Origin of the sequence: Streptomyces sp. S4.7 (assembly GCF_010384365.1) — a bacterium.
Taxonomy (GTDB): domain Bacteria; phylum Actinomycetota; class Actinomycetes; order Streptomycetales; family Streptomycetaceae; genus Streptomyces.
On the sequence record NZ_CP048397.1, the window covers coordinates 6,078,311 to 6,103,172 of the forward strand.

General features: G+C 67.8%; 23 protein-coding genes and 2 pseudogenes. 23 read left to right on the top strand and 2 right to left on the bottom strand.

What is annotated here, in order from left to right:
- The first annotated feature begins 15 nt into the window (after nucleotides 1–15).
- The 11 genes and pseudogenes from SSPS47_RS27110 to SSPS47_RS27155 all read left to right on the top strand — a co-directional run bounded on the left by SSPS47_RS27110 (nucleotide 16) and on the right by SSPS47_RS27155 (nucleotide 13,158).
- The gene (locus SSPS47_RS27110) at nucleotides 16–1,011 is read left to right on the top strand and encodes an ABC transporter ATP-binding protein (RefSeq protein ID WP_239065067.1); all 996 of its coding nucleotides are present in this window, start codon (nucleotides 16–18) and stop codon (nucleotides 1,009–1,011) included.
- A complete protein-coding gene (locus tag SSPS47_RS27115) occupies nucleotides 1,008–1,847 on the top strand; it encodes an ATP-binding cassette domain-containing protein (protein ID WP_164253237.1) in 840 nt (279 codons plus the stop codon). Before SSPS47_RS27110 ends, SSPS47_RS27115 begins: the two co-directional genes overlap by 4 nt.
- A gap of 14 nt (nucleotides 1,848–1,861) precedes the next feature.
- On the top strand, nucleotides 1,862–3,457 hold the full coding sequence (locus tag SSPS47_RS27120) for an FAD-dependent oxidoreductase (protein ID WP_164255062.1): 1,596 nt from the start codon (nucleotides 1,862–1,864) through the stop codon (nucleotides 3,455–3,457).
- Nucleotides 3,457–4,380: a dihydrodipicolinate synthase family protein gene (locus tag SSPS47_RS27125; RefSeq protein WP_164253238.1), complete on the top strand. Its 924-nt coding sequence runs from the start codon at nucleotides 3,457–3,459 to the stop codon at nucleotides 4,378–4,380. Before SSPS47_RS27120 ends, SSPS47_RS27125 begins: the two co-directional genes overlap by 1 nt.
- Nucleotides 4,381–4,384: 4 nt before the next feature.
- A complete protein-coding gene (locus SSPS47_RS27130) occupies nucleotides 4,385–6,217 on the top strand; it encodes a glycosyl hydrolase family 28-related protein (protein WP_164253239.1) in 1,833 nt (610 codons plus the stop codon).
- A gap of 37 nt (nucleotides 6,218–6,254) precedes the next feature.
- Nucleotides 6,255–8,123 carry a fumarylacetoacetate hydrolase family protein gene (locus tag SSPS47_RS27135; protein ID WP_164253240.1) on the top strand — a complete coding sequence of 623 codons (1,869 nt, stop codon included), beginning with the start codon at nucleotides 6,255–6,257 and terminating at the stop codon, nucleotides 8,121–8,123.
- Nucleotides 8,110–9,912 carry a sulfatase gene (locus tag SSPS47_RS27140; protein ID WP_164253241.1) on the top strand — a complete coding sequence of 601 codons (1,803 nt, stop codon included), beginning with the start codon at nucleotides 8,110–8,112 and terminating at the stop codon, nucleotides 9,910–9,912. The genes SSPS47_RS27135 and SSPS47_RS27140 overlap by 14 nt, the downstream gene beginning before the upstream one ends.
- A 314-nt stretch (nucleotides 9,913–10,226) precedes the next feature.
- Nucleotides 10,227–10,576 (top strand): annotated as a pseudogene (locus SSPS47_RS35645) (site-specific integrase); the annotation flags it as partial.
- A gap of 208 nt (nucleotides 10,577–10,784) precedes the next feature.
- Nucleotides 10,785–10,943, top strand: a pseudogene (locus SSPS47_RS27145) (IS5/IS1182 family transposase); the annotation flags it as partial.
- Between the two features lie 542 nt (nucleotides 10,944–11,485).
- Nucleotides 11,486–11,857 carry a helix-turn-helix domain-containing protein gene (locus SSPS47_RS35650; RefSeq protein ID WP_239065068.1) on the top strand — a complete coding sequence of 124 codons (372 nt, stop codon included), beginning with the start codon at nucleotides 11,486–11,488 and terminating at the stop codon, nucleotides 11,855–11,857.
- Between the two features lie 59 nt (nucleotides 11,858–11,916).
- Nucleotides 11,917–13,158, top strand: a complete 1,242-nt coding sequence (locus SSPS47_RS27155; RefSeq protein ID WP_239065069.1) for a tyrosine-type recombinase/integrase — start codon at nucleotides 11,917–11,919, stop codon at nucleotides 13,156–13,158.
- A gap of 204 nt (nucleotides 13,159–13,362) precedes the next feature.
- Here SSPS47_RS27155 and SSPS47_RS27160 read toward each other — a convergent pair whose 3' ends face one another.
- Entirely contained in the window at nucleotides 13,363–14,637 is a 1,275-nt protein-coding gene (locus SSPS47_RS27160) for a tyrosine-type recombinase/integrase (protein WP_164253242.1), read from the bottom strand.
- A 475-nt stretch (nucleotides 14,638–15,112) separates the two neighbouring features.
- Here SSPS47_RS27160 and SSPS47_RS27165 point away from each other — a divergent pair, with 475 nt between their 5' ends.
- The 8 genes from SSPS47_RS27165 (at nucleotide 15,113) to cutA (ending at nucleotide 21,376) form a co-directional block, all read left to right on the top strand.
- Nucleotides 15,113–15,283, top strand: coding sequence for a helix-turn-helix domain-containing protein (locus tag SSPS47_RS27165; RefSeq protein ID WP_343234907.1), 171 nt, complete (start codon nucleotides 15,113–15,115; stop codon nucleotides 15,281–15,283).
- A gap of 389 nt (nucleotides 15,284–15,672) precedes the next feature.
- The gene (locus SSPS47_RS27170; protein ID WP_164253244.1) at nucleotides 15,673–16,614 is read left to right on the top strand and encodes a hypothetical protein; all 942 of its coding nucleotides are present in this window, start codon (nucleotides 15,673–15,675) and stop codon (nucleotides 16,612–16,614) included.
- 66 nt (nucleotides 16,615–16,680) lie between these two features.
- Nucleotides 16,681–17,595: a hypothetical protein gene (locus SSPS47_RS27175; protein WP_164253245.1), complete on the top strand. Its 915-nt coding sequence runs from the start codon at nucleotides 16,681–16,683 to the stop codon at nucleotides 17,593–17,595.
- Complete coding sequence (locus SSPS47_RS27180) at nucleotides 17,595–18,620, top strand: ImmA/IrrE family metallo-endopeptidase (RefSeq protein ID WP_239065341.1); 1,026 nt, start codon at nucleotides 17,595–17,597, stop codon at nucleotides 18,618–18,620. Before SSPS47_RS27175 ends, SSPS47_RS27180 begins: the two co-directional genes overlap by 1 nt.
- Nucleotides 18,621–18,771: 151 nt before the next feature.
- Nucleotides 18,772–19,776: a nucleotidyltransferase gene (locus tag SSPS47_RS27185; RefSeq protein ID WP_164253247.1), complete on the top strand. Its 1,005-nt coding sequence runs from the start codon at nucleotides 18,772–18,774 to the stop codon at nucleotides 19,774–19,776.
- Nucleotides 19,761–20,306, top strand: coding sequence for a hypothetical protein (locus SSPS47_RS27190; RefSeq protein WP_164247437.1), 546 nt, complete (start codon nucleotides 19,761–19,763; stop codon nucleotides 20,304–20,306). Before SSPS47_RS27185 ends, SSPS47_RS27190 begins: the two co-directional genes overlap by 16 nt.
- Nucleotides 20,303–20,827: a hypothetical protein gene (locus tag SSPS47_RS27195; protein ID WP_164253248.1), complete on the top strand. Its 525-nt coding sequence runs from the start codon at nucleotides 20,303–20,305 to the stop codon at nucleotides 20,825–20,827. Before SSPS47_RS27190 ends, SSPS47_RS27195 begins: the two co-directional genes overlap by 4 nt.
- A gap of 222 nt (nucleotides 20,828–21,049) precedes the next feature.
- The gene (cutA, locus tag SSPS47_RS27200; RefSeq protein ID WP_004921029.1) at nucleotides 21,050–21,376 is read left to right on the top strand and encodes a divalent-cation tolerance protein CutA; all 327 of its coding nucleotides are present in this window, start codon (nucleotides 21,050–21,052) and stop codon (nucleotides 21,374–21,376) included.
- 51 nt (nucleotides 21,377–21,427) lie between these two features.
- Here the strand turns inward: cutA and SSPS47_RS27205 are convergent, their stop codons facing one another.
- Nucleotides 21,428–22,675 (bottom strand): helix-turn-helix transcriptional regulator, encoded by a 1,248-nt coding sequence (locus tag SSPS47_RS27205; protein WP_164253249.1) that lies wholly within the window; start codon nucleotides 22,673–22,675, stop codon nucleotides 21,428–21,430.
- 248 nt (nucleotides 22,676–22,923) lie between these two features.
- On the opposite strand from SSPS47_RS27205, the gene SSPS47_RS27210 reads away from it, so the two are divergent.
- The 4 genes from SSPS47_RS27210 to SSPS47_RS27225 all read left to right on the top strand — a co-directional run bounded on the left by SSPS47_RS27210 (nucleotide 22,924) and on the right by SSPS47_RS27225 (nucleotide 24,853).
- Nucleotides 22,924–23,325, top strand: coding sequence for an ATP-binding protein (locus SSPS47_RS27210; protein ID WP_239065342.1), 402 nt, complete (start codon nucleotides 22,924–22,926; stop codon nucleotides 23,323–23,325).
- A 98-nt stretch (nucleotides 23,326–23,423) separates the two neighbouring features.
- Nucleotides 23,424–23,891, top strand: coding sequence for a hypothetical protein (locus SSPS47_RS27215; RefSeq protein WP_239065070.1), 468 nt, complete (start codon nucleotides 23,424–23,426; stop codon nucleotides 23,889–23,891).
- A gap of 130 nt (nucleotides 23,892–24,021) precedes the next feature.
- Nucleotides 24,022–24,276: a hypothetical protein gene (locus SSPS47_RS27220; protein ID WP_164253252.1), complete on the top strand. Its 255-nt coding sequence runs from the start codon at nucleotides 24,022–24,024 to the stop codon at nucleotides 24,274–24,276.
- 94 nt (nucleotides 24,277–24,370) lie between these two features.
- Nucleotides 24,371–24,853 carry a DUF6082 family protein gene (locus tag SSPS47_RS27225; RefSeq protein WP_164253253.1) on the top strand — a complete coding sequence of 161 codons (483 nt, stop codon included), beginning with the start codon at nucleotides 24,371–24,373 and terminating at the stop codon, nucleotides 24,851–24,853.
- The last annotated feature ends 9 nt before the right edge of the window (nucleotides 24,854–24,862 follow it).

Consider the following 24,862-nt stretch of genomic DNA (forward strand, 5'->3'; position numbering starts at 1 on the left):
ACCGCGGCGGCATCCGTGGCAGCTGACGAACCCACCACTCCCGCGACACCACTGCTCCAGGTGGAAGAGCTGGAGGTCGCCCTCACCGGGGGCGCCAACACGGGCACAGTGATCGACTCGGTGTCCTTCTCGGTGGACGCCGGCCGTACGACCGGCCTGATCGGGGAGTCCGGCAGCGGCAAGACGATGAGCGCGATGTCGATCGTCGGGCTGCTGCCATCCGGGGCGAAGACCTCGGGCCGGATCGCGTGGCAGTCGGAGAACCTGCTCACCGCTCCGGCCCGCCGGCTCCGTCAGGTGCGCGGGCACGAGATCGGTGTGATCTTCCAGGATCCGCTCGCGGCCCTGAACCCGATCCAGACGATCGGGCGTCAGGTCGGCGAGATCCTGCGCCGCGGCGGCATGGGGCGCCAGGATGTCCGCGCGAAGGTGCTGCGGCTGCTCGACCGGGTCGGCATCCCGGATCCGGAACACCGGATCGACGTCCACCCGCACGAGATGTCCGGTGGCATGCGCCAGCGCGTGATGATCGCGATGGCGCTCGCCGGCGGGCCCCAGTTGATCATCGCCGATGAACCGACGACCGCCCTGGACGTCACCACCCAGGCGCGCATCCTCCAGCTGCTGTCCGATCTGCGCGAGAAGGAGGGCGTGGCCATGCTTCTGGTGAGCCATGATCTGCGGGTCATGGCCCACGTGGCGGACGACGTCGTCGTCATGTACGCCGGCCGGGTGGCCGAGCGCGGCCCGGCTCGCGAGGTCCTCGAGCATCCCCGTCACCCGTACACCCGGGCGCTGGCCAACAACGTGCCCGCGGTGAGCAGGAAGACGGCGATTGCCGAGCCCTTGCAGGGAGCGCCGGCGAACCCGTTCGAACGGCCCGCCGGGTGCGCGTTCCATCCCCGCTGTCCGATGGCGCGCGAGCGCTGCCGGACCGAGGTACCCGAGCTGCGCGAGGTCGATCCGGGCCGCTTCAGCGCCTGCCATTTCGCGTCGGAGGTGAGGCCATGAAGTCGCCGAGCACCATGGTGGAGATCCGCGATCTGCGGGTGGCGTTCCCCGGTCCCAAGCGGTCGTTGCGCAAACCCGGGACGATGGTCCAGGCCGTCGACGACCTCAGCCTGGACATCCACGCCAGGGAAATGCTGGCGCTGGTCGGCGAGTCCGGGTCGGGCAAGTCGACCGTCGCACGCTGCGTGCTCGGGCTGCTCCGCCCCCAGGAGGGCACGATCACCTACGAGGGCCGGGCGCTCGGGCCGATCGACAAGCGGCCGGCCGAGCTGCAACGCGCCATCCAGATGGTCTTCCAGGACCCCGGCTCCTCACTGAACCCGCGGATGACCGTGGGCTCGATCATCCGCGAAGCCTGGAAGGTCCACCCCGCGGTGGCTCCGGCCGGCGATCACCGGCAGGCGCTGCGGGAGGTGCTCGCCGACGTCGGACTCGACGAGGGTGTCACCGACCGGCGCCCCTCGGCGCTGTCCGGCGGCCAGCGCCAGCGGGTCAGCATCGCGCGAGCGCTGGCGCTGCGGCCGCGTCTGCTGGTGTGCGACGAGGCGGTGTCCGCGCTGGACGTGTCGGTCCAGTCGCAGATCCTGCGGCTCCTCGTCGACCTCCGGCGGACGCGGGAACTGACGGTCCTGTTCATCACCCACGACCTTGCGGTGGTGCGGCAGATCGCGGACCGGGTCGCGGTGATGAAGAAGGGCGAACTGGTCGAGTGCAGCTCGGCCGAGCAGTTGTTCACGGCGCCGTCCCACGCCTATACGAAGAGCCTCCTGGGCGCCGCCTACGCCCTGGAGGGCGCGGACGCGCCGGTCAGGGAAGTACAGGAGCAGATCAGTTGAGTAACGAGCAGAACATGCGAGCGGACATCCTGATCGTCGGGGGAGGCGTCGGCGGTGTCGCCGCGGCCCTCGCGGCGCTGCGCCGCGGCCGGTCGGTCATCATGACCGAGGAGTACGACTGGCTCGGTGGCCAGCTCACCAGCCAGGCCGTCCCGCCGGACGAGCACGCGTGGATCGAGCAGTTCGGCTGTACCCGTTCCTACCGTGCCTTCCGCGAGGGTGTCCGTGCGTACTACCGCACCTGGTACCCGCTGACGTCGGCCGCGCTCCGGCAACCGGATCTGAACCCGGGCCTGGGCCGGGTAAGCCGGCTGTGCCACGAGCCGCGCGTCGCCCTCGCCGTCCTCGAAGGCATGCTGGCGCCGTACCGGTCCGCGGGCACGCTGCGCGTCCTGACAGGGCACCGCGCCGTGACCGCGCGCGTCGAAGGCGACCGGATCACCGCCGTCACCGTCGTGTCCCGGGCCGGCGAGGAACGCACCGTCGAAGCGCCCTATGTCCTCGACGCCACCGAACTCGGGGACCTCCTGCCACTCGCGGACGTCGAACACGTCATGGGCTTCGAGTCCTCGGCCGAGACCGGTGAGCCCAGCGCGCCCAGCGAGGCGCAGCCGCTCAACCAGCAGGCGTTCTCCTGGGTGTTCGCGGTTGAGCATCTCGAGGGCGAAGACCACACGATCGACCGCCCGGCCCAGGCCGGCTTCTGGCGGGAGTACCAGCCGGAGTGCTGGCCGGACCGTCTGCTCAGCCTCACGGCGCCCGATCCCCGGACCTTGGAGACACTCACCCGGACGTTCGTGCCGCACGCCCATTCCGGCCCGATCGTCGCCGATCAGAGTGCCGACCCCGGGGACCGGGACCTGTGGCTGTTCCGCCGCATCTTCGCGCGCGAGCAGTACGAGCCGGGCTTCGCGGCGAGCGACATCACCGTCGTCAACTGGCCGATGATCGACTACCTCCCCGGCCCGCTGCTCGGCGTCTCCGAGGACGAGCGGGACAAGCACCTGCAGGGAGCGCGGCAGCTCTCCCTCAGCATGCTGTACTGGCTGCAGACCGAGGCGCCGCGGCCCGACGGCGGCACCGGCTGGCCGGGCCTGCGACTTCGGCCGGATGTGATGGGCACCTCCGACGGTCTGGCCATGGCGCCCTATATCCGGGAGTCCCGCCGGATACGGGCGCACACGACCGTCGTGGAGCAGGACCTGTCGATGGTGGTCCGCGGCGATGCCGGTGCCGTGCACTATCCGGACTCGGTCGGGGTGGGCATGTACCGGATCGACCTCCACCCCTCCACCGGTGGCGACAACTACATCGACGTGCCCAGCAGCCCGTTCCAGATTCCCTTGGGGGCCCTGCTGCCGGTCCGGATGCGCAACTTCCTGGCCGCCGGAAAGAACATCGGCACGACGCACATCACCAACGGCTGCTACCGGCTCCATCCGGTCGAGTGGAACATCGGCGAGGCAGCTGGTGCGCTGGCGGCGCACTGCCTCACGAACTCCCTGACGCCCGAGCAGGTCCGAGCCGACTCCCGGCTGATCGAGTCTTTCCAGAGCGAGCTCACGCAGGACGGGTTCGAGCTCGCCTGGCCCGAAGTGAAGGGCTACTGATGACCGACGGCAGATCCCTGCTCGGCGGGGTGACCACTCCGCTGATCACCGCGATGGACGAGACCGGCCGACCGGCGGCCTCCCACGCCGGAGACCTCCTCTCCGCCCTGTCCGGTGCGGGAATCGAGAAATTGATGCTCCTCGGCAGCAACGGTGAGGGCCCGCTGCTGCCGACATCGGTCATCAGACCGTTCCTCGACGGTGTGATCAGCCAGTGGCGTTCGCTCACGGGAAGCGGCGTGATCACGGTGAACGTGACCGCGGCCGGCACGCTCGAGGCCCTGGAGCGCGCCGAGATCGCGGCGGCGGCCGGAGCCGACGCGCTGGTCATGAGCCCGCCGATCTACTTCCACCACAGCGAGGACGAGATCGTCGCCCACTACGCCGCGCTCGCCGGCATCGGTCTTCCGGTCATCGCCTACAACGCGCCGCGCTACAGCAATCCGCTGACCCGTCAGGTGGTCGACGCCCTCCTGGACCTCGACCACCTCGTCGGGATCAAGGACAGCTCCGGCGACATCGAGTTCCTCGGCCATCTCGTCGAGCGTGCGCGGACCCGGCCTGGTTTCGCCGTGAGCCAGGGCGCGGAAACCCAGCTCGCCGTCGCTCTCGAACTCGGCGCCGACGGCATCGTCCCCGGCATCGCCAACATCAGTCCTGGGCTGGCACTGCAACTGGCCGCCGCTCACCAGGCGGGCGAGCGCGAGGAGATGCAACGGCTCCAAGCACTCATCACCGATCTCACGAAGCTCCACGCCATCCGCCGAGGGACACCGGGCGTCAAGGAGATCCTGGCGCAGCTTGGCCTGTGCCCTCCCTACGTCGCGGCACCCCTGCTGCGCAGCGAGCCGGCGGAACGCGAAGCCCTCCACGAGTTCATCACCAGGCACGAGGACCAGCTCATCCGTCCGACGAAGGGATAGCAGCATGAACGTCAACAGACGTCGTCTCCTGCGCACGGCCGGCCTCGCGGGTATCACCACCGCGACCGTCGGAGCCTTCAGCACACCCGCGCAGGCGGAAACGGTCGACGTGGCGAATGCCACGACACCGCAGGACTTCGGCGCCGTCGGTGACGGCATCGCCGACGACACCGAGGCCATCCAGCAGGCCATCGACGCGCAGCGCGAGCGGAAGAACAAGATCGTCTATTTTCCGCCGGGCACGTACCGCGTCACCCGGACACTGGTCATCCCCGACGCGGAGACCTCGGGGGCGGGGCACTTCAACCGCACTGTTCTGGCCGGCGCCGGGACCATGGGCTCACGGACCTCGGTCATCGATGTCGACTTCGACGGCACCGGCCTCCTGGTGCGCGCACCGCTGGCGGCGATCCGCGGTCTCTGCTTCGTCGTCCAGCCGAGTCTGAAGAACACGACCGCCGTCAACATCGCCCGGGACCCTGGCGCCGAGCCGCCGAACACCGACGACATGGACGCGACGATCACCGAGTGCACGTTCATCGAGTTCTACACCGCGGTGAAGCACGTAGGCCGAGGTCTGGTCTTCACGAACAACCTGGTCGCGGTGGGCGACTTCGGGCTGGACATCTCCTGGCCGACCTCGGGGGTCGGGGGCAGCGGTGTTCACGTGCTGCCCTATGGGATGCGTAAGTGGCTCATCGAGGGCAATCACTTCCACAGCATGGGCACGGCCATCGTCACCAGCGGTGCGGACGCCCACAACTTCCGTGGCGCTGTGATCGCGAACAATATTCTCGACATCGGCCGGCGACTGTTCTCCGGCGGGATCATCAACTCGACGTTCAGCGGAAATGTGGTCGAGAACGGATCCAGCGGCTCGGTCGTCGCCATCACGTCCGGTGGCACGAACATCACGTTCACCGGCAACATCCTCGGGGGCGGCGAACCGGACGGCGGCGGGCGCCCCTCGCACGCGATCGAGTTCCGTCCCGAGGCGAGCGCGCGCAACGTCACCATCACCGGCAACAGCTTCAACTGGATAGAAGGCTCGCCGGTCTACTTCGCCACCGCCGCGTCCGAAGTCACGCTTTCCGCAAACGTGTTCGACAACTGGAACCTCCTCAAAGAGGAGCGGTGGAGCGCGATCCGGATCAACGGCGACGCCAACGGCGTCGCGGTCCTGGCCAACGCCTTCGGGGAGAACCCGTTCGCGAAGGCGCCGCCCGTGCGCGTGATCGGGAAGCTGTCCGGATCCACGATCACCGGCAACATCTTCGGCAACACCGGCGGCGTGCTGTACGCCGAGGCGGTCGGCGACGAGAACTACATCGAGCGCAGCAGCGCCGGCGCCAACAAGCACGAGCTCACCGCGGCGAAGAACGGCGCCTTCGTCGTCCGGGCGACCACGACCGGTGCCCCCGGCCTCGGCTCCGACGCGTACGGCAGCTTCGTCGCCGCGTCGGAGCAGGCGGCGGGCGCGGGGCCCGGCGTGAAGGGCGGCGTACGGGTCGTCCCGGCCAACGATTCCGGCTCCGCGGCCGTCGAACTGCTGTGTTCGACGAACAGGTCCAATGGCGTCGCGGCCATGAGGGTGGACATCAACGGGCTGATCCCAACGGCCGACAACGCGCGCGACATCGGCTCCAAGGAGAAGAGGGTGCGGACGGTCTACGCCCACACCCTCCAGCTGGCGACCCTGTCAGCCGCGGACCTGCCGGAGCCGGCTCCCGGAGCGGTGGTCATGGTGAACGACCCGTCCAACCGCGCCATGCTCGCGATCTCCGACGGCAAGGGCTGGCACCACATGCCATTGGGCGATCCGATCGCCAACACCTGAGACACCTGAGACACCTGAACACCGAAGGAAACAGCACGTGAGACTCGCCAGTTACCTCTTCGAAGGCACGGAACGGTGGGGGTTTGTCATCGAGCCTTCCGACGGAACGGCGTGGGTGATCGAGCCCGGCCGGGCCGAAACCTTCCTCACGAACTACGCATCGATCCCGTCCTCAGGCTACGTGGCCACGCGTCCCCGGTTCCTCGGGGACGCGTGGCCGGACACCCTGGTGGATTTCCTGACGCTTGAGGACGCGGGCATGGCGGCGCTCTCGCGGTTGGTCGCCTACGCCGAGCGGTTCATCGCCCAGACGGATGCGACGCTCCTGCCGCGGGCCGGGCATCCGGTCGACGACATCGAGCTTCTCGCCCCCATTCCACGGCCGCGCCTCTACTGGGGACTGGTCACCAACTCCCCGTCGTTCGTCCGGAACAACCCGAACATCGGCATGCTGAACCTGTTCCCACTCGGGCATCAGCGACCGCAGGGTGCGGCGATCGGCCCCGGCGAGCCGGTGACCATGAAGCACGACCATCATGTGCCGCACATGGCCTACAACGTCGAGCTGGCGATCGTGATCGGCAAGGGCGGCCGCTACATCCCGGTCGATCGGGCGATGGACCATGTCGCGGGCTACACCGTGGTGAACGACGTGTCCGGGAGCTACTACTACCGGGTGGTTCCCGGCAACGCCGACAACGGCTACGGGCTCCCGGACAGCTACAACGACTGGCTTTACCAGGCCACCGCCTCCTGGGGCGGGAAGAAGGCCGACACACTGTGCCCGATGGGCCCCTACCTCGTGACCAAGGACGAGGTGGGAGACCCGTACAACCTGCTCATGTACACCCGGCAGTCGGGGCGGACGCGGGACCGTGCCCACAGCGCGGCGACGCTGATGGGGATCGAGCGGGTCATTCACTGGTACTCGTCCTTCGCCTCGCTGTATCCGGGCGACGTCATCCACTTCGGCACGATGGGAGTCGACGGGCTTCCGGTCTTCCCGGACGACCTCGCCGACCCTCGGACCCGTCTCGAGGTCGAGATCGAGGACGTAGGCACCCTGGTGAACCCGGTCCGGGTCGCCGACGAGGGGGCGCGCCCACGCGTGCCGATGGAGTCCCATCCCTCGTACGCCATCCGGGAGGTGGCCGCTTCCGGCGCGAGAGCACTGGACTCGCCGGACGAGTGGAGGGTGAACTCGGCGCGCCACTTCTACACGTCGTTCGGCAACGACCGATCAGCTCAGGAAGCCGCCGGCCTCGCACAGCTCCAGGTGCCACGGTTCCTGAACGGTCCGGCCAGCTCACTCACGTCAAGTGGATCCGCCGTCGAAATTCCGCCCCGGGCCGGCGACATCATCGTGAGCGTCGAACTCGCCGCGGTCGTAAGTGAGCTGGCGGCAGACGTCGAGGACGGCCGGTCGGTCATTCTCGGCTACGCGCCGATCGTCGCGCTGTGCGACCTCTCCTTCACCGACGCGGTGGTCGGACCCGCGAGGGCGGGTGAACGCGGCATCACCGCGGTGTACGGGCGGTGGGCGGACGCGTTCAACCTCATGGGTGAGACGCCCGTCCCGCTCCCCGAGCACGACTGGCGCGGTCGGGCCATGTCTCTGAAGATCGGCGACCAGGTGGTTCACGGCACGACCTCGCAGTACATCGCCGGTCCGGACGACCTGATCACCACCATCTCAAGCATGATCACACTGTTCCCCGGCGACGTGATCACCCTCGGCGCCACGGCGGCACAGATCCGCGTCTCCCGCAAGGAGTACGAGAACGGGCTGGTCGTCACGGGCGAGATCGAGGGCCTCGGCGCGGTACACGCGCAGCTGGCGCCGGGCTTCACCACGCCACCCGTCGTGCGCTGTGTCAACGACCGGGAGCACCATGCCCAGCACTGACCGGAGCCGGCGCCCGAAGCGGGCGATCCTGGTCTTCTTCGACACCCTGAACCGGCGCTTCCTGCCCCCGTACGGCAACGACTGGGTGCACGCCCCGAACTTCCGCCGCCTCGCGGAGCGCAGCGCGACCTTCGACAACTGCTATGCCGGATCCATGCCCTGCGTCCCGGCCCGCCGGGAGATGCAGACCGGCCGCTACAACTTCCTGCACCGCAGCTGGGGCCCGCTGGAGCCCTTCGACGACTCGATGCCGCAACTGCTCGGGGAGCACGGCATCCACTCCCACCTGGCCACCGACCACCAGCACTACTTCGAGGACGGCGGCGCGACCTATCACACCCGCTACAGCACCTGGGAGTTCTTCCGCGGCCAGGAGGGCGACCCCTGGAAGGGCCGGCTCGCCGCGCCGGACATCCCCGAGGCGGTCAGGCTGCAACGCAATGAGCTGTGGCGACAGGACTGGGTCAACCGCGGGTATTTCGAGCGTGAGGAGGACCACCCGCAGACGCGCACCTTCGAGGCCGGCCTGGACTTCATCGAGACCAACCACACCCAGGACGACTGGTTCCTGCAGATCGAGACCTTCGACCCGCACGAGCCCTTCTTCACCTACGAGCAGTACAAGAACCTTTACCCGCACCCCTACGACGGTCCGCACCTCGACTGGCCCGAATACAAGCGCACCACCGAACGCCCGCAGGCCGTGGAGCACGTGCGCTACGAATACGCCGCACTGCTGAGCATGTGCGACCGCTCGCTGGGCCGGGTGCTGGACGCCATGGACACCCATCGGATGTGGGACGACACCATGCTCATCGTCGGCACCGACCACGGCTTCCTGCTCGGCGAGCACGGCTGGTGGGGCAAGAACGTCCAGCCCTGGTACGACGAGAACATCCACACCCCGCTGTTCATCTGGGACCCCCGCACCGGCGTCCGCGACGAACACCGCGACAGCCTCGTGCAGACCATCGACCTCGCCCCGACCCTGCTGGAGTACTTCGGCGTCGAACGCCCGGCAGACATGCAAGGCGCACCCCTGCGCGAAACGACCGCAAGCGACGCCCCGGTGCGCGAGGCCGCCCTCTTCGGCTCCTTCGGCGGCCACATCAACGTCACCGACGGCCGCTACGTCTATATGCGCGCCTGCGTCAGCGAGGACAACGCTCCTCTCTACGAATACACTCTGATGCCCACCCATATGCGCGCCCGCTTCGCACCCGCCGAGCTGCGCGATGCCGAGCTCGCCGCGCCCTTCACCTTCACCAAGGACTGCCCCGTCCTGCGAGTGCCCGCCCACGGCCAGCGCAACGCCCACCACCACGGCTCGCTGCTCTTCGACCTCGAAGCCGATCCCCGGCAGGAACACCCGCTCCTCGATGACGAACTGGAACTGCGGATGGCGGGCCTGATGGTCCAGCTCATGCGCTCCAACGACGCGCCCGCCGAACAGTTCCGGCGCATGGGACTCCCGGCGGAGGGCGAGGCGGGCCGCGAGCACCTGCTCGTGCGCCGGCAACGCGAATCGGCCGAACGGGCCGCCGCAGCCCTCCCCGCCGAGGACGAGCTCCCCCAGGGCCGTATCGACCTGCACAGCCCCCTGTCGGCGATCCTCGCGGAACCGGCGGCGACCGCTGCCATCGAGGGAGCGGTCCCGGGGCTGCTCAGCAATCCGCGAGTGGCCACGCTCGGCCACGTCACCCTGCGGGAACTGGCCGCTCTCGCCCCGGCGGTACTGGACGGCCCTCGGCTGCGCGCACTCGCCGAAGCGCTCGCCGCAGTGCCGTAGGGCCGCATCGCGTCAGCCGTCACCAGGTCCAGAACCCTGACCGTTTAAGATCTCTGGTGAAGCCGTGCGCCACGGCACAGCCGTGCGCCACGGCCGACCGCGACAGCCGGAATTGCGGCCGGCCGACAGCGATACCTCCGCTTCACGACAGCTGGCCGTGGACCAGCCTCACCACCGACGCGATCACCCGGCTGCGGCTCCTGCCGAGCCCACCCCCGCCTGACCAGCACAGTTTCCGTCCGCACGAACCGCACCATCCCACCGGAGCCGTGGAACCCGGCGCCCACCTGACGCGACAGCCGGGCCACCGCGCTAATACCCGAGGGGCGGCGGTGCCGTCATGGCTCGCCTGGTGTGGGGAACGCGGCCATGACGGACCGGTGGTGCCGGCTTTGGGCGAAGCGGCTCACCGTGCCGGGCTCCGATAGCTTGGCCCGCTCCCGGATCGCGATCGACCGGCTGATCGGCCGCCGGGAGGTGCACCTGCGGGAGAGGCCGCTGTGGCGGATGCTACGAGACCGCAGGCCGGGCGGAGGAGATTGCGGGCGCCAGCATCGAGAACCTCGACCTGGCCGGCCGCCGCTCTCCGGTGAAGGCGAAGGGCGTTCAGCCCAAGGCCCGCCGCCGCGGCGGCGCCCGCGAGGTCTTCGTACTGCGGACCGTGCCCTGCTATCGCCGTGTTTGTTCGGTGTGATGGTGTGGTGTTGAGGGGGCTGGCGGGTTGGTCGGTCCTGATGTGCCGAGTGGGCTGGCAGCTGGGGCTGGAGGCGGTTCGCGCCTGTCTCATTCCAAGACGCCCGGTTCTGTGCCGTGCTTCCTCGGGGTGAAACGCACGCCTGGGCGCACTCGCAGGTGGGCGGTATGCGCGCAGTATGGCTGAACGTCGTGCGTATCCGAGTGATCTGTCCAATGCGCGCTGGGAGTTGACCGAGCCGGTGCTGGCGGCCTGGCGCTTCGAGCGCCGAGGCCGGGCCCTGGACTTCGGCCGGCCGCCCGAGCATGACCTGCGCGAGATCATGAACGCGATCCTCTAAAGAAGGCGCCTGCTCTGTTCCGGCGCTTTCACCCGGCGCGATCTCCGTCCCGATGACGCCATCTTCGTTCTCGACGACGGGCGACCGCTGACCGCCCCGGTCTACTGGAAGATCTGGCAGCAAGCGCGGGCGGCGGTTCTGGAAGCGCACGAGGCCGACGAGTCGCTTGGCAGGAATATCTCCGCTCTGCGTGACGCGTGCATCGCGACGTGGCTGAAGAACGGTGACCAAAGCGCGGCGCATATCTTCCTGGTGGCCGAGTGCGCCGGAATGAGCCCTCCTCGCCTCGCCGGACGCTTCGCGCACTGCCTTCGTAAGCCGACACGGGATGAAATCGCTTGGGACCGGCTCGAAGCTGCCCTCGCCCTTCCTGACCTGTCGAGTGAGCCGGCCCGACCGCCGTGAGCCGTCCGTAGCGCTGTTCCGCGTTGCGGATCGTCTGCGATTCCCTTCCTGTCGCATGACAAGGCGACGGGTGGGCGGAATTGTATTTCCGCCCACCCGGACTCACTCCGCCCCTGCCTCACAGAGAACCACCGATGCCTGGACGATCTTTGCTGGCCGCTACCGCTTCCTCAGGCGTCATATCCGCCGCCTTCCTGACCGTGAAGGACGCCGCCGACTATCTCGGCCTCTCACCCCACACGCTCTACGTCTGGCGCCACCGTCGCCAGGGGCCCCCGAGCTTCCGTATGGGACCCCGAGGTCGCGTCATGTACCGGCTCGAAGCGCTCGACGCCTGGGTCCGCGAACAGGAACAGGCCGACTCCCGCTCCAACCCGGCCCTCAACCCGCTCAACACTCCTCCGCAGGAGCGGTCGAGCCGCTTCCTCGGCGACTGGAAACCCAAGCGCCGTGGAGCGTTGCTTCCATCCCCATCACCAAGGAGTTCCACCTGGCCGGCCACATAGAAGACCGATGGCTGAAGAAGCGCCCCAACCCGAAGACCGGCAAACGTGACCCTACCGCCATGTACGGCAAATGCACCCGCTACCGCGTCAAGGGCATCCCCGGCGTCAAGGACCGATCCTTCGACGCCCTCCAGGACGCCAAGACCTGGCTTGCGCAGGCTCAGACCGACGCTCGCCGAGGCGAGTTCGTCGATCCGCGAGATGGAGCCATCTCCCTCAAGGACTACATCGCCACCCACTGGTGGCCCACCCAGAGCGGTGACCCGTCCACGATCGAACGGATCGAGCAGAGGGTACGCCGGCACATCGTTCCCCACCTGGGCGCTCAGCCGCTCAACGCCAGTGGCACAGAAGTCCTGCGCCACTGGAAGAAGCGGCCGGAGAAGGCTCGGTCCGACCTCGATCCGTCTCGTCTGGGCAACGCTCTCCAGCATCCTCCAGGCCGCCGCCGGGGACCGTCGCCTCGGACGCAATCCATGTCGGTCCAGCACGTTGGCCCTCCGGCCGCCACACCCGGCAGGGTCGAGGCGTGGCCACCCGAAGGGGTGCTGGCGGTAAGGGCGGCCCTGCCCGATCGCTACCAGCTCCTCCTTGTGATCGGAGCGGGCCTTGGGCTCCGGCAGGGGGAGGCGCTCGGGCTTGCCCTGGAGGACATCGACTTCGCCAAGGAAGTCGTCCACGTCCGGCGGCAGGTCAAGATGGTGCGGGCGAGGCTGTGTTTCGCCCTTCCCAAGGGCCGCAAGGTACGGGACGTGCCGCTGCCATCCAGCGTGGCTCGGGCCATCCAGCAGCACACGGAGCAGTTCGCGCCGATCCCGGTCACGCTGCCTTGGGACGACCCGACTCCCGCCGAGACGCCGGTGGAAGCCAAACACCGGCGGCCGAGGGCCTATTACAGCCTCTTGGTGACAGGACGCGAACGGAAGGCCATCAACCGGAACTACCTCAACTCCTGCGTGTGGAAGCCCGCTCTAGCTGAGGCTGGCGTGATCGCTCCTCTGGAGGAGGGCAACACAAACGGCGCTCGCGTGCGGGAGCCATCCCGGGAGCACGGCTTCCACGCCCCGCGCCACTTCTACGCCTCCGAGGAACTGGAGGCTGGCGAATCGGTCGTCTCCCTGGCCTGCTGGCTGGGGCACTCCGACCCCGGGTTCACGCTGCGGAAGTACTCCCACTTCCTGCCCCGCGCGGCGCACACGGGCGCGCCGCCCTCGACGCGATTCTCGCGTAGCCGTAGCCGTAGCCGTAGCCGTAGCCGTAGCCGTGGCCGGTCGGCAGGACCTGTGGAGCGTGGCTCGTAGCCCACCGCGGGCCCAAAGTCCCAGAGAAGTCCCAGAGATGCCGCCGCACCCTCCCTGACCCGCTAAGCTGCAGGTCAGACGAGGTGCGGTGGCATCCTCATGTCAAATGTCGCGGAACTCATGAACGAGGCTTCTGACCTGCGCAAACAACCCTTCTCGAAGATCGTCTTGCACGGTTGTTGCACAAGCCGAACGGTGCAGGAGTCACGCGGCCCGGGTGTAGGCGCTCCGGACCGCGATGCGGACCTTGGAACCGGCTCCCACGACCCGGTGCACGTATTTACGCAGGGTGAACGCGGGATCGGCGTGTCCGAGTCGGTCCGCGAGCGTGTACACGTCTACACCGCCGCTGATCATCATCGACGCGTACAGGTGTCGGAGCGCGTGCATCATCACGTCGCGGGACTTCTCCCAACGTCGTCCCTTCGCGTCGGATTCAAGGGGCTTGATGAGGCCGGCCGACGCTAGGGCGGGCTTCCAGCGGTAGGAGTTGAACCAATTCGACTGAATGGCGGTCTTCTCCCGGGTGTAAAAGATCAGCCGCACCGTGACCGGGTCGCCGCCTTTGCTGCCCCACGGTCGGGTCACCTCGACCGGCGGGTACTTCTGCATGTGCTCGCGCAGGGGGATGGCCACGTCGTCGGTCAGCTCAACCCACCGGTCCTTCGGGTCCTCGTCGTCTCCGCCCTTGGGGAGGGCGTATACGAGGAACGAGCCGTCGTGGACTACCTGCCGTTGCACGTGGACCATAGCGCCGTCCGGATGTGCCCAGTCGATATCTTCTGGTGACAGGCCGAATATTTCTCCTTGCCGAAGACCCAGGCCACGACCACAGTCGACGAGCGCTTTGTAGCGGTCGGGAAGTTCGGCACGGATCTTCTCGGTGTCCTCCCATGTCAGGGTCAGCTCTGCCCGGCCGCCGCCTCCTCGCTTCGGCTTGGCGTCCTGCACCGATTTGGCGAGGCACGGATTTTTGTGTATCAGGCTGTCGTCCACGGCCAGGTCAAAGACAGCCCGAAGGTTGTCGAAGACCAGGCGCAGTGTGGAACTTTCGAGCAGCCTGCGACGGTCGTGCAGCCAGTCCAGCAAAGATGAGGCGTTCACGTCCTTTACGCGCATCTTCCCCACTGCGGTAGGAACGACGTGCAGGAGAATCCGCTCCTTGTGGCGTCGGTAAGTTCGTGGATTCTTGTGTTCGTGCCCCTTGAGCCACGTAAGGGCGAGCTCACCGACCCTGACCTCTCCGGCGCGAGGGTTGATATATGAACCGTCGTCCACCCCGGACCGCATCTTGGTCTCGTGCCTGCGGGCTTCGGCCTCGGTGCGGAACAGCTCTGTCTGTTGGACACCTTCCCGATTGCGCCAACGGGCCTGCCACCGCTTGCCGACTCCGTGATCGGCTGTCGGAACCTTGCCGTGCTCCCGGCAGGCCGACTCTCCGGCTTTCGGACGCGACTTGTGCCAGCGGTCGTACGGCATGGACTCAACTCCTATTTTTCGGCGGGCCTTGCAGTCTCTTGTGGGTTCCCGTCTCAAGGTCGTCATCGAGGTGAGATCTCGTGCCCGCTCATCGCATCCTGAGTTAATGGGATGTTGATCCAGGCGATCCGAAAATGTCAAACGTATTCTTGGGGTCTTTGTGACAAAGGGTGCAGAGCGGTGGGGGAGATCTCACTCGGAGAATCCTCGCTCACATGTCTCCGAGGATTCGACGAGCCCTCGCCAGGATTCGCCGGTGTCTTCCGAGAGTTCGGGGGAGTCGTAGGCGTTTCGTCGAAAATTCTTCTATTTGGTTCGGCTGGAATTTCGTGTCACTGTTCCGTCTGCCACGCCAGCGGACTATCGCTCACGTGGTTCTTTCCTGCCCGCTCCGAGCCGTTTTGGAGTACCCATGCGTCGAACCACCGCCCTTGTGGCAGAAGCCGCGAGTGGCGCGGGGAGCCGTTGTCCGTTGATGAGTGCTAGGGAACTGGCCGACTTCCTGGGCGTGCCGCTGAACACGGTCTACATATGGAATCACCGACACCAGGGTCCGCGAGCCCACAAGGTAGGCCGCTATTTGCGCTACCGCTGGCCGGAGGTGGAGGCATGGCTGGAAGCTCGGGCGGTGGATCGAGTGGCCTGAATCGGCGAGGACGCCTGTTCGTCTATGCAGGGAGGGCGACAGAACCCGGCGTATAGCTCGGCTCGTCTGCCGCTACCTGCGGCTTTGCCTTGGAAAGGGCCTCTGACCTGCGCCGGAGGCCCTTTCCGGTCTTTCAAGGGCTTGCCGCGTTAGGCCGCGAAAAGTCCCTCGGAAGTCCCTCGGACAGCGCTGAAAGTCCCTGAAAAGTCCCTGGGATGGAGAGACAGGGGGATGGCCCGCGGGGAACTGCCACGCATCGCCGTTCGCAGCCGGGCGAGCATTCTCGTGCTGAGCCAACGGCGTGGCGGACCTCCGTCGGCGCCTCGGGAGGTGTATAGGAAGAGGTCAGTGCGGACGGCGCAGTCCGCAGGGTGAGGCCGAGGTGGTCGATGGCGGGCGGGGCGCATGAGGAGCTGGCGCAGTACGGCCAGCTTGGTGATCTGGGTCTTGAGTTGCTCCGACGTGTCGGTCGTCAGGTGGCGAGATCCCAGGGATTCCCACCGCCCGAAGGTCATGCTGCGTGGACGGACGAGGCCGTCGACGAGCTCCTGTTCGAGATGATCAGCAGGAAGGGCGAGAACTTCCTCCTGACCTGCTTTCTGAAGACGGTCGACGACGCTTCCCTGGAGAAGATGTTCTTCACGTCGATCAGGAATTTCCTGATCGACGAAGCCAAACGTACCGAGCGGGGGAAGCTGCGGCGGCGCTTCGCCGCGCGCCTTGGCGCGGACAGCCGGTTTCGCGCGGTGGCCGGTACTTCGCCCCGATGGGCCCTGACCTCTCACCCACCCGGCGCCGTCTGGCAAGGCGATCTTGATGAACTGGTCAAAGCCGCCTGGGAAGTGCGTGGAGTATGGATCACTGCCTGGAACCACTCCGGGCCGACTCCCAGGGAAACCGTGCGCGCCCTGATGGCCGTACTCACCGGAGTGCTGGAGGCAGCAGGTGGAGCGGTCCGGGAGGAAGAACTGGCCAAGGTTCTTGAAGCCCGCTTCGAGCTGCTCGCTCCTGCCGAGTACACGACGCTGTACGCGGATGATGGCGCGCTCATCGACTCTGCCACCAATCAGGAACACGGGACCGTTCCCGTGGAGGCCGAGACCATAGCCGGGGAAATCTGGGCGGACATGTCCCCGCAGGAGCGGAAACTGCTGTCGTTCCTGGAGGACGATCCGGCGGAAGTCTCCGTCCTGCTTGGACTCGGGCGTCGACAGACGTCCGCGATCATGGATGCGCTGAGTGAGAAGCTCATGCTGGCTCTGACCGCTGCGGGTAGTGATCCCCGAGAGGTAGCCGCAGCGTTGCTGCGCCGCAGCAGTGAACCCCCCTGACGTTCGGCGAGTGACGTCGTTTGTCCATAGTGGGAACAGACCGCCGAGAGGAATGGGGGCCGCCCGATGATCCAGGCATCGAGCAGCGCATATGAGCGGCTTCGCGCTGCAGCCGCCCAGCTGCATGTTCCCGATGCGGTCCGTACCGTGGCGGCGGCAGCGCCGGGTGATCCCCGACCGGGCCAGATCTGGCGCGCTGTGTGGGACGGCGTTGTCGAGGTTGTGGCTATCGCGGCGGTCGATGACACCACGGTGCACGCCTTGCCCGTCTCCCTGGAAACGCGCTTCAACGACCCCGACACGGTGCTGCTGCCCGCAGAGGCTTCCACCTTGGAGCAGCCGCTTGCCCTGTGGTGCGGTCTGGGCAGGCGTCTTCCGTGGTATGTCCTGGACCGGCAGGTCAGTGAGCTGTCCGTTCCCTTGGAAGCCGACGGCTCACCCGCCCCGGATGCCTCTGGGTACCGCTATGGCAGCCCCCTTCCCAGCCCCGCATCGCAGGCGGCCGAGTTCCGCTCGACCCTCGCCGACACCATGGACGTGCTGGCGACGGCGCGCTGGGCGCCTTCGGGCAGCGGCGGTCTGCCTGCCCTGCTGAAGCAGTGCGGCCTGGGCCCCACCGAACTGATCCATCGCTTGAGCATCAGGCCACCGCGCGCCCTCGCGCTGCTGCGCGCGCAGACACCTCTCACCCCGCCCGAAGCCCACCTCCTCGCACCGACCCTGGGCATGTCTGCGGACGCGATCCTGGCTGCCAATCCGCCGTTGCCCGACCGTTTGGTACACGAGCTGAGTCGCCCCGCCCGCCGCCAACAGATCCGTCGGCTCGCCCACCTCACCGGAACCGCTGAACAGGAAGCCCGCCGACAGGCACTCTTTGCCACGCTCACACTGGCAGCGCGTCAGGAGCGCCCTGCGGAAGCGGACTGGCCTGCTCGGGTAGACCGCTATTTCCACGTGCACCTGGGCCCGGAGAGCGAGTGATGGACTACCTGCGCCGCGCCGCGGCCCGTACCCAGGCCAAGGCCATGCTCACCGTCCTGCAGCGCGACCACCCCGGCGCTGCCCAGCGGCTGGGCGACGGCGCCCTTGACGAGCTGCGGCAGTGGCCCGGCCTTCAGGTCAGGGACGTACCCGACGATCGCTCTGGCGGCGGCTGCAGTGTCTCCGGTGCCTATTTCGCCGGTACTCCCGCCGTCCTCGCCGTCGCCACCTCTGCCAGCCTGGCCCGCCGCGAGTTCACCGGTCTCCATGAGCTGGGCCACCACCTGCAGCAGACCGTGGTGGAGCTGATGGACGTCCTGCTTGCCGAGCCCGACGGTGGCGCCGCCCTGGAGGATGCTGCCTGCGATGCCTTCGCCGCCGACATCCTCCTGCCCGACACACTCACCGATCGCCATATCACTGCCGCCGGCCCCACGGCGGACGCCGCAGTCGCACTGTGGCGGGTGAGCAATGCCTCCCGTATGGCGGCGTGCGTGAAAGCCAGCGAACGCCTCCCAGCTCCCGGTCACATCCTGCTCCTCGATCGCGACGGCATCCTCGCCTTCAGTGCCTCCCACGGCCTGCCCCCACTTCGGCGCGGCAGCGACCAGAGCCAGGTCCCGGTCCTGCGCACGGCCCTGTCGGGCCAGGGACACGCCGAGGGACGTGGCCGGCTTGCCTACCGTGACGGCGCCGTCGCCGGTGAGGAGCTGTACCTGCAGACCGCGGCCATGGACGGCTACGTCCTCGCCGTCGCCGTCACCGACCTCGCGCCTTGGAGGACCTTCGCGCCCTCCGTTCGATACAACGGCCCCGTGGCCGCCAGCTATACCTGCGCACACTGCGGGGAGGACTTCACTTCCTTCGCCCGCGCCTGCGCGCGCTGCGAGTCCGCCCCGTGCCCCGACTGCGACCGCTGCGGCTGCGACCGCAAGGTGTTCGAGCGCCAGTGCACGGCCTGCTTCGTCGTCCATCCGGCGGCCATGTTCGACGGCGCCAGCAGCCGCTGCCGCGACTGCGACTGAACTCTTGTCACACCCGTCGCGCTACCCCCGAGTTACGTCGTCTGTCCCCAGTGAAGGCACCCACCCCGGGCGCCCCACCACGTACGGGACCCCGGAGCCGGCACCGGGCACCACGATCTACCCGGCCGGCAGAAACGAGCACGACAGCACGATGAACGACAGCACCAAGGGCGCCTTCGATGCCTTCGACGAGGAGCTCAACCTCGATGGCCGCGAGCGCAAAAGCGCCCAGAAGCGGCACAACGAGATCACCGAACACCTGGTGAACGCCGGCCTGGCCATCGCCACCTTCCTGCAGGGCAGCTTCGCCCGCAAGACGATGCTCAAGCCGCTCAAGGACGTCGACATGGTCATCCGGATGCACCCGCGCCTGGAGAAGACCCTGCGTCAGCCCGGCGGCCCCGCCCAGGCGATGAGCCTCATCCGCGAGGTCATCGCCGAGAAGTACCCCGACGCCCTCTTCGACGTGGATGACGCCCCTGCCCACGCCCTCCAGGTCACCTTCGCCGAGCTGGACTTCACCTTCGACCTGGTCCCCGCGCTCGACGTTGAAGACAGCGAGATCGTCTACATCGCTGACAGGGAGAACGACACCTGGGAGTGGTCCAACACCCGGACGCTCAACCGGATCATCAGCACCCGAAACCAGGCCACCGGCGGACGGTTCGTCCACCAGGTCCGCATGCTGAAGTCGTTTAAGAAGGGCAACCCCGTCCTCGACGACACCTGCGGGCTGCTGTGGGAGGCCTTCGCCTACGCGGCCGTCACCGGCCCGCTTGAGCACTCCCAGGCCCTCGCCACCACCCTGGCTCACGCCGCCCAGGCGGTCAACCACCCGGTGCTCGACCCGACCGGTGTTGACGACCTCACCGCCGACTGGACGATCGACGAGCGCGATACGTACGCCACCACGCTGGCCGCCACCGCCCGACGGGCGGCCGAGGCGCGACGCCTGGAAGAGGACGGACAGCACGCTGCGGCCATCGAGATCTGGCACACCTTGATCGGAGACCCGTTCCCACGGTCCGAGTCCCAGAACGCTACCGACGCGCTGCGCGCACTGGCTGCCGGCAGCGTCACCTCCACCGGACGCGCCGTCATCTCCCCGCGCGGGCAGCAGCCCGCGCGACCGGCCCGGTCATGGCGTACCCGCTGAAGGCGGTGCTCGCCGACCCAGGCGCAGCCGCCGAGCACCTGCTCCACGCCGATACCGTCTACGGCGTGGAGCAGGCGGCTGGCCGCGTCGGTCCGGGCGGAGCCGCGCTCCTCGAACTCACCTTGCGCCCGCTGCCCGCCCTGGAACGCGAGAACTACCCCACCGAACGTGTCCGCCTCGTCATCCGACCCGACTACACCGTGCACGCCTTCCCGCTCGACTCGGCCGACCGTGCCTTCAAGCACCGCAACCCGCCGCCGCTGAGGGACTTGTGCCTGCAGTACCCCAGCGATGACGCGGCCCTGCGCTGGATCCCCGAGGACGGCCTGGAGGCGCTGATCACTCTCGTTCACCGACATCTGCTTTACGAAGAGGCTTGGCGCCGCTCAGGCACGTGGCCGGCCGAAGACGCACCACATGGCCAACCCGCCCACGGCACCCACCCGCTGCGTACCGCCGAGACACAACAGGAGGCTCGCCGATGGGCCCGGCACCCTTCACCGCACCAGAAACGGCATCCACATCTGTGATCACGATCCTCGCGCTCGTCCTGGGCTCCTCCGTCGTCGCGGGAGCCCTCGGACACATCCTCACCGGCCTGCGCGCTGGAGCGACCGTCCGCCGAGACCGCTACGCCGCCGCGGTGAAGGTTCTGGTCGCACGTATCGAGTACCCCTACCGGATACGCCGCCGCACCAGCGACGATCCCGAGGTCCTGAGCACGCTCGCAATCACCGGACACGACCTCCAGGAGACCCTCGCAGAGAGCCGCGCCTGGATCGCGACGGAGAGCACGGTACTCAGTGAGGTATTCGACAACTGCCTCACCAACCTCGACGCTGCCTTCAAGCAGGCCTGTAGCGATGCCTGGAACGCCACACCTGTCACCGCCGCCGCCGAGATGAACCTGGGCGGCTTCGGGGTGGGGAACCAGCAGCACATCGTGACCACGATGGAGCGCGCCCTTGGCTACCGCTTCGGGCTCCGACGCCTGATCCCTGCGTTCGTACTTCGGCGCCTTTTCAGGCGACTCCAGCTACTCCGGGCCTGATGCGCGATCCGGTTCCCTACGGCTCGCTGGTTTCGCACGAGCGCTGATGAAGGATGACTGGCTTGCGTTCCCGTAAGCGATCGATCCCGACACATTGAACAACTGATCGTCCGAGCGGTCTGCTGGGCAACGAATCGCCAAGCCCTGCCGGTAACTACCTCCCGCCCGCCTTCATCGGACTAGTGGATAGGGTCGCGGTACCCGAGCTGGAGAGGTAGCCGCATGGACCCCGAAATCGTGATCGCGCAGACGACGAGTGACGACGAGGAGCAGGCGAAGACCCTCGCCAGAGGCGCTGTTGAGAGCAAACTGGCGGCGGGCGTCCACATCGATGCGCCCATCACCGCCTTCTACTGGTGGCAGGGGAAGGTCGAGGCGGCTCAGGAGTGGCGGATCTCCTACATGACGTCGTCGGATCGCCTCCCCGCGCTAGAGGCATGGCTGCACGAGAGGCACCCGTACGACGTCCCCCAGTGGGTCACGCTGCCTGTGACCGGAGGGTCGGAGGCGTACCTGTCGTGGGTCGTCGACGAGACGCGCCCGGGGTAAGGGCCCCCACTACAGTGCCTCGCTCTCACCGAGCCTGTGCGCTTCGACGCTTCACAGCGTCGCGAACGTCAGCAGGTGGCTGGCCAGGTCATGCTCAGTGTCGGGGAGCCCGGCAGCGATGGCCTGAGCCCGCTGCCGGCCCATGGTGTTGGGCTTCGACTCCGCCGCTGCGGCGAACTGGTGCGCTACGTAGGCCCCGCGATCTACGTCACCGCCGCGCAGAAGGGCGGACGCCAGGTCACCCAGGACGACCACACCGGACTCGGGTAGTTCACCGCCGAGGCGCTCGACTGCGGAGTCGGCCGTGGCGGTCAGCTCCTGACGCTTGAGTTCGCCGTAGACCGAGAGGGTTAACGAGTCCATGCGGTATGGCGTCACGAAGCGGACCCACGCCTGCTCGCTCGTATGGTCGGCGAAGTCATAAGCGAATTTCGCCTGGTCGAGAGCACGAAGGGCGCCAGCGTCATCGCCTGATTGAGCGGCTTCCTCCGCATACCGGCCCAGAGCCCACGCTGCGGCGGTTGCGTTGCCACGTCCGCGTACGTCCTGAGCTGCCTGAGAAAGCATCTCCAGCGCCTTCGGTGGGCTGGGGGCACCGTAGCTCGCATAGCCCAGAGCGAGAGCGCGCAGCGGGGGGTGTCCAGCCTTTTTCGCGCACTCCGAGGTCACTCCGTAATAGGAAGTGGCCTTGTCGTGCTCGCCGAGGTCCCAGGCGACCCACCCAGCAAGAGCGGCAGTCTCCCCGGCCGCGATGGTCAGGGCTCGCTCGTGGGCCCCGGCGCGGGGAAGGGCTGCGGTGATCGCGTCCAAGTGCGCCTCGACGCGGGACTGCAGGCTGAGCGCGCTCTCGTTCAGCTCGTCCACGTGCAACCGGGCCGCATGATCAATAAGCACCCCCGCGGACTCGGGGTCGATCTTGGACCCCTTGCTGAGTGCGTAGGCCAGCCGGCCCCACGGCTCGGCAGCCGCAGCCGCACCGATGACTGCGCCTCCCAGCAGCGTTCGGCGTTTCATGTCGTCCAGGTCCTCCGCCTCGGCCTTGTTCTTCTCTCGCCGCCTGGCGCGGGCGGCTTTCGCCTCGCGCAGCAGCGGCTCCAGCGGGACGCCACAGGCCAAAGCGATGTTCCCCAGGGTGTGATCCGTCGGAACGTTCGCACCGTTCTCGTACCGGTTCACCTCTCGGCGGGTCACCGTTGCCCGGCCGGAAGCGGCGTTGATCGCACCGGCCTGCTCGTCCTGCGTCCGATTCGCGTTACGCCGCAGGTGACGGAGCAGCTCGGCAAATGGATCCACTGCCATGAGTCTGACCCCTATCCGTGGGAGAAAGCCAATACTCCCCTCAACTCCCCCCTGATTTTCCCCCCTTGACAAAGATTTCCCCCCTCCGGTTTCCCCTGTCCCGGATCGCGCAGCCACGGTGCGATGTGCTCATGACCACGCACCGGACAGCAATGCCGCCCCGACCTCGGGGCGACGACGGTGGCGCCCACGTCGTCGGCGCCGCGACCGCTCGGTGTCCGCTGGCCTCTCACGTCTTCGAGATGGCCATGGAGCCGGTAGATGCGCACGTCGCTCAAGCGCGACGAACGACGGCCACCGTGCTGAAGCATTGGTCGTTGCCGGAGACGCCGGCAGAGGACGCCCGGCTCGTCGTCTCGGAGTTGGTGTCCAACGCGATCATCCACGGTTACGGGGACGTCCGACTGCGACTGCGACACGACGAGCACGAGCTTCGAATCCGAGTCACCGACGACAGCACGGCACCGGCGAGGCGACGACGTGCAAGTGCCGCGGGCCTCGGCGGTCGAGGGCTGCACCTCGTCGCCTGCCTGTCGCTTCGGTGGGGCATCGCGGACGGCGGCCGGACGACGTACGCGGTCATCCCCACTCTCACGGAGGCACCCCCATGTCGCCGCACAACGCAATCAAGCACGGAGCCGACGTGTTGAGCCTCGTCGCTTTTGATCGGGGGCGAGAGAAGCACACGGGCGGTGGGGTGCCGACCGCTGGCCGTGACCACTCCAGCTGGCCTCGCACCTCTGCCCAGGTGAAGCGCCAGTCCCGAGCTGGCCAACTCCGAGGCTTCCGTCAGCACTTCTACCGTCAGGCCGTCAACGCGCAGGCCGATCAGCGGCTGCGCGTCCTGGCGTACAGCCTGGTACCGAGTCCGAGGGCCCGACCTGACGAGGACTGGGGGACGCTACAGGCTGAGGCCGACCAGCTCGGTTACGCGATCGCCTCCCGGCTCCACGATGTGGCGGTCCCGGTGACCACGACGTACTTCCCGGCATCCAGTGCGAGCCAGGGCGTCTACTCGCCGCCTTGGGATCGACCTGGTTGGCGGGAAGCCGAGCGGCAGCTCCGAGAGGGCTTGGCCGACGGCGTGCTCGTCCTCGACCGGTACAACATCAGCTCCGATGACGACGAGTACCACGCCGTGATCAAACACCTAGGCGAGCACTGCCAGGCGTTTCTCCACCTCGTGATCTCCGAGGAGCCCGTCGCGCCGACTTGAAGGCGTCCACTGCGCTGGATGGACAGGAAGGGCTGGGGCTGGCGGCAGATCAGCGCCCAGATCGCCCTGATCGTCACCGTGAGCGTCGTGCTCGTCTTCACCTTCAAATACACCTGACCGAGGGCTGACCATGACTTTCGAGGGACACATCGATCGTGCGCCGCGCCTCCTTCCGCACCGCGAGCAGGGCGAAGCGCTCCTCGCCATCAGGGAGGCCGCCCCTTCGGCACCCAGCGAAGAGGGGATCGACCTCTTCGCCGTGCCCGCTGGTGAGGTTCAGGGGCGTGGCTTCGACCCCTCGCGCTTTCACCGACTCGCGCGCCTGCCGGCCGTGCCGGACGGATCGACCTCGCCTTCGGCTGACGGTCCGCCGGACGCGGCCTGACTCTCCTCAAACGAGCACGACGGCGACCACCACTGCCCCGGATGCCGCCGCCGGTTGCCACACCGTCCCATCCATCCTCGAGTAAAGGTCGCAGATGAACCGTCCCGTTCTCGCTCTGGCCACCACCATCGCCCTCGCGTCCGCGGTGCACATCGCCCAGCGTCGCCAGCAGCACCGCCAGTCCCTGGAGTTGGCAGTGCACCAGGCCCACGGCCGCATGCTCGAAGTCGCGACCACACACCCGGACTTGGACCCGATCTGGGTGCGTAACCATCCCGATCACGTCAAGGACGACGAATCGGGTCCGCTCCTGATGTGCCAGTGGTGGCTTGAGTTCTGGCGCACCGGCCTCAATCTCAGGGTGTTCACCCCCGCCGTCGTGCGGCAGAACGCGCGGAACTTCATGCAGGACCCGATGGCCCTCAAGGCGTGGGCCCTGACCCGCCACGGGCGTGCTCTGCAGTCCCGAGGGCGATGGGACCGCTTGCACGTGGCGTTGCTCGACGCGGCGTTCGAGGAGGCCGGCGGTCCGGCCCAGTACCCCGAGTTGGAACTTGCCCCGGCTTCGGCCCTCTGAGGCACGACG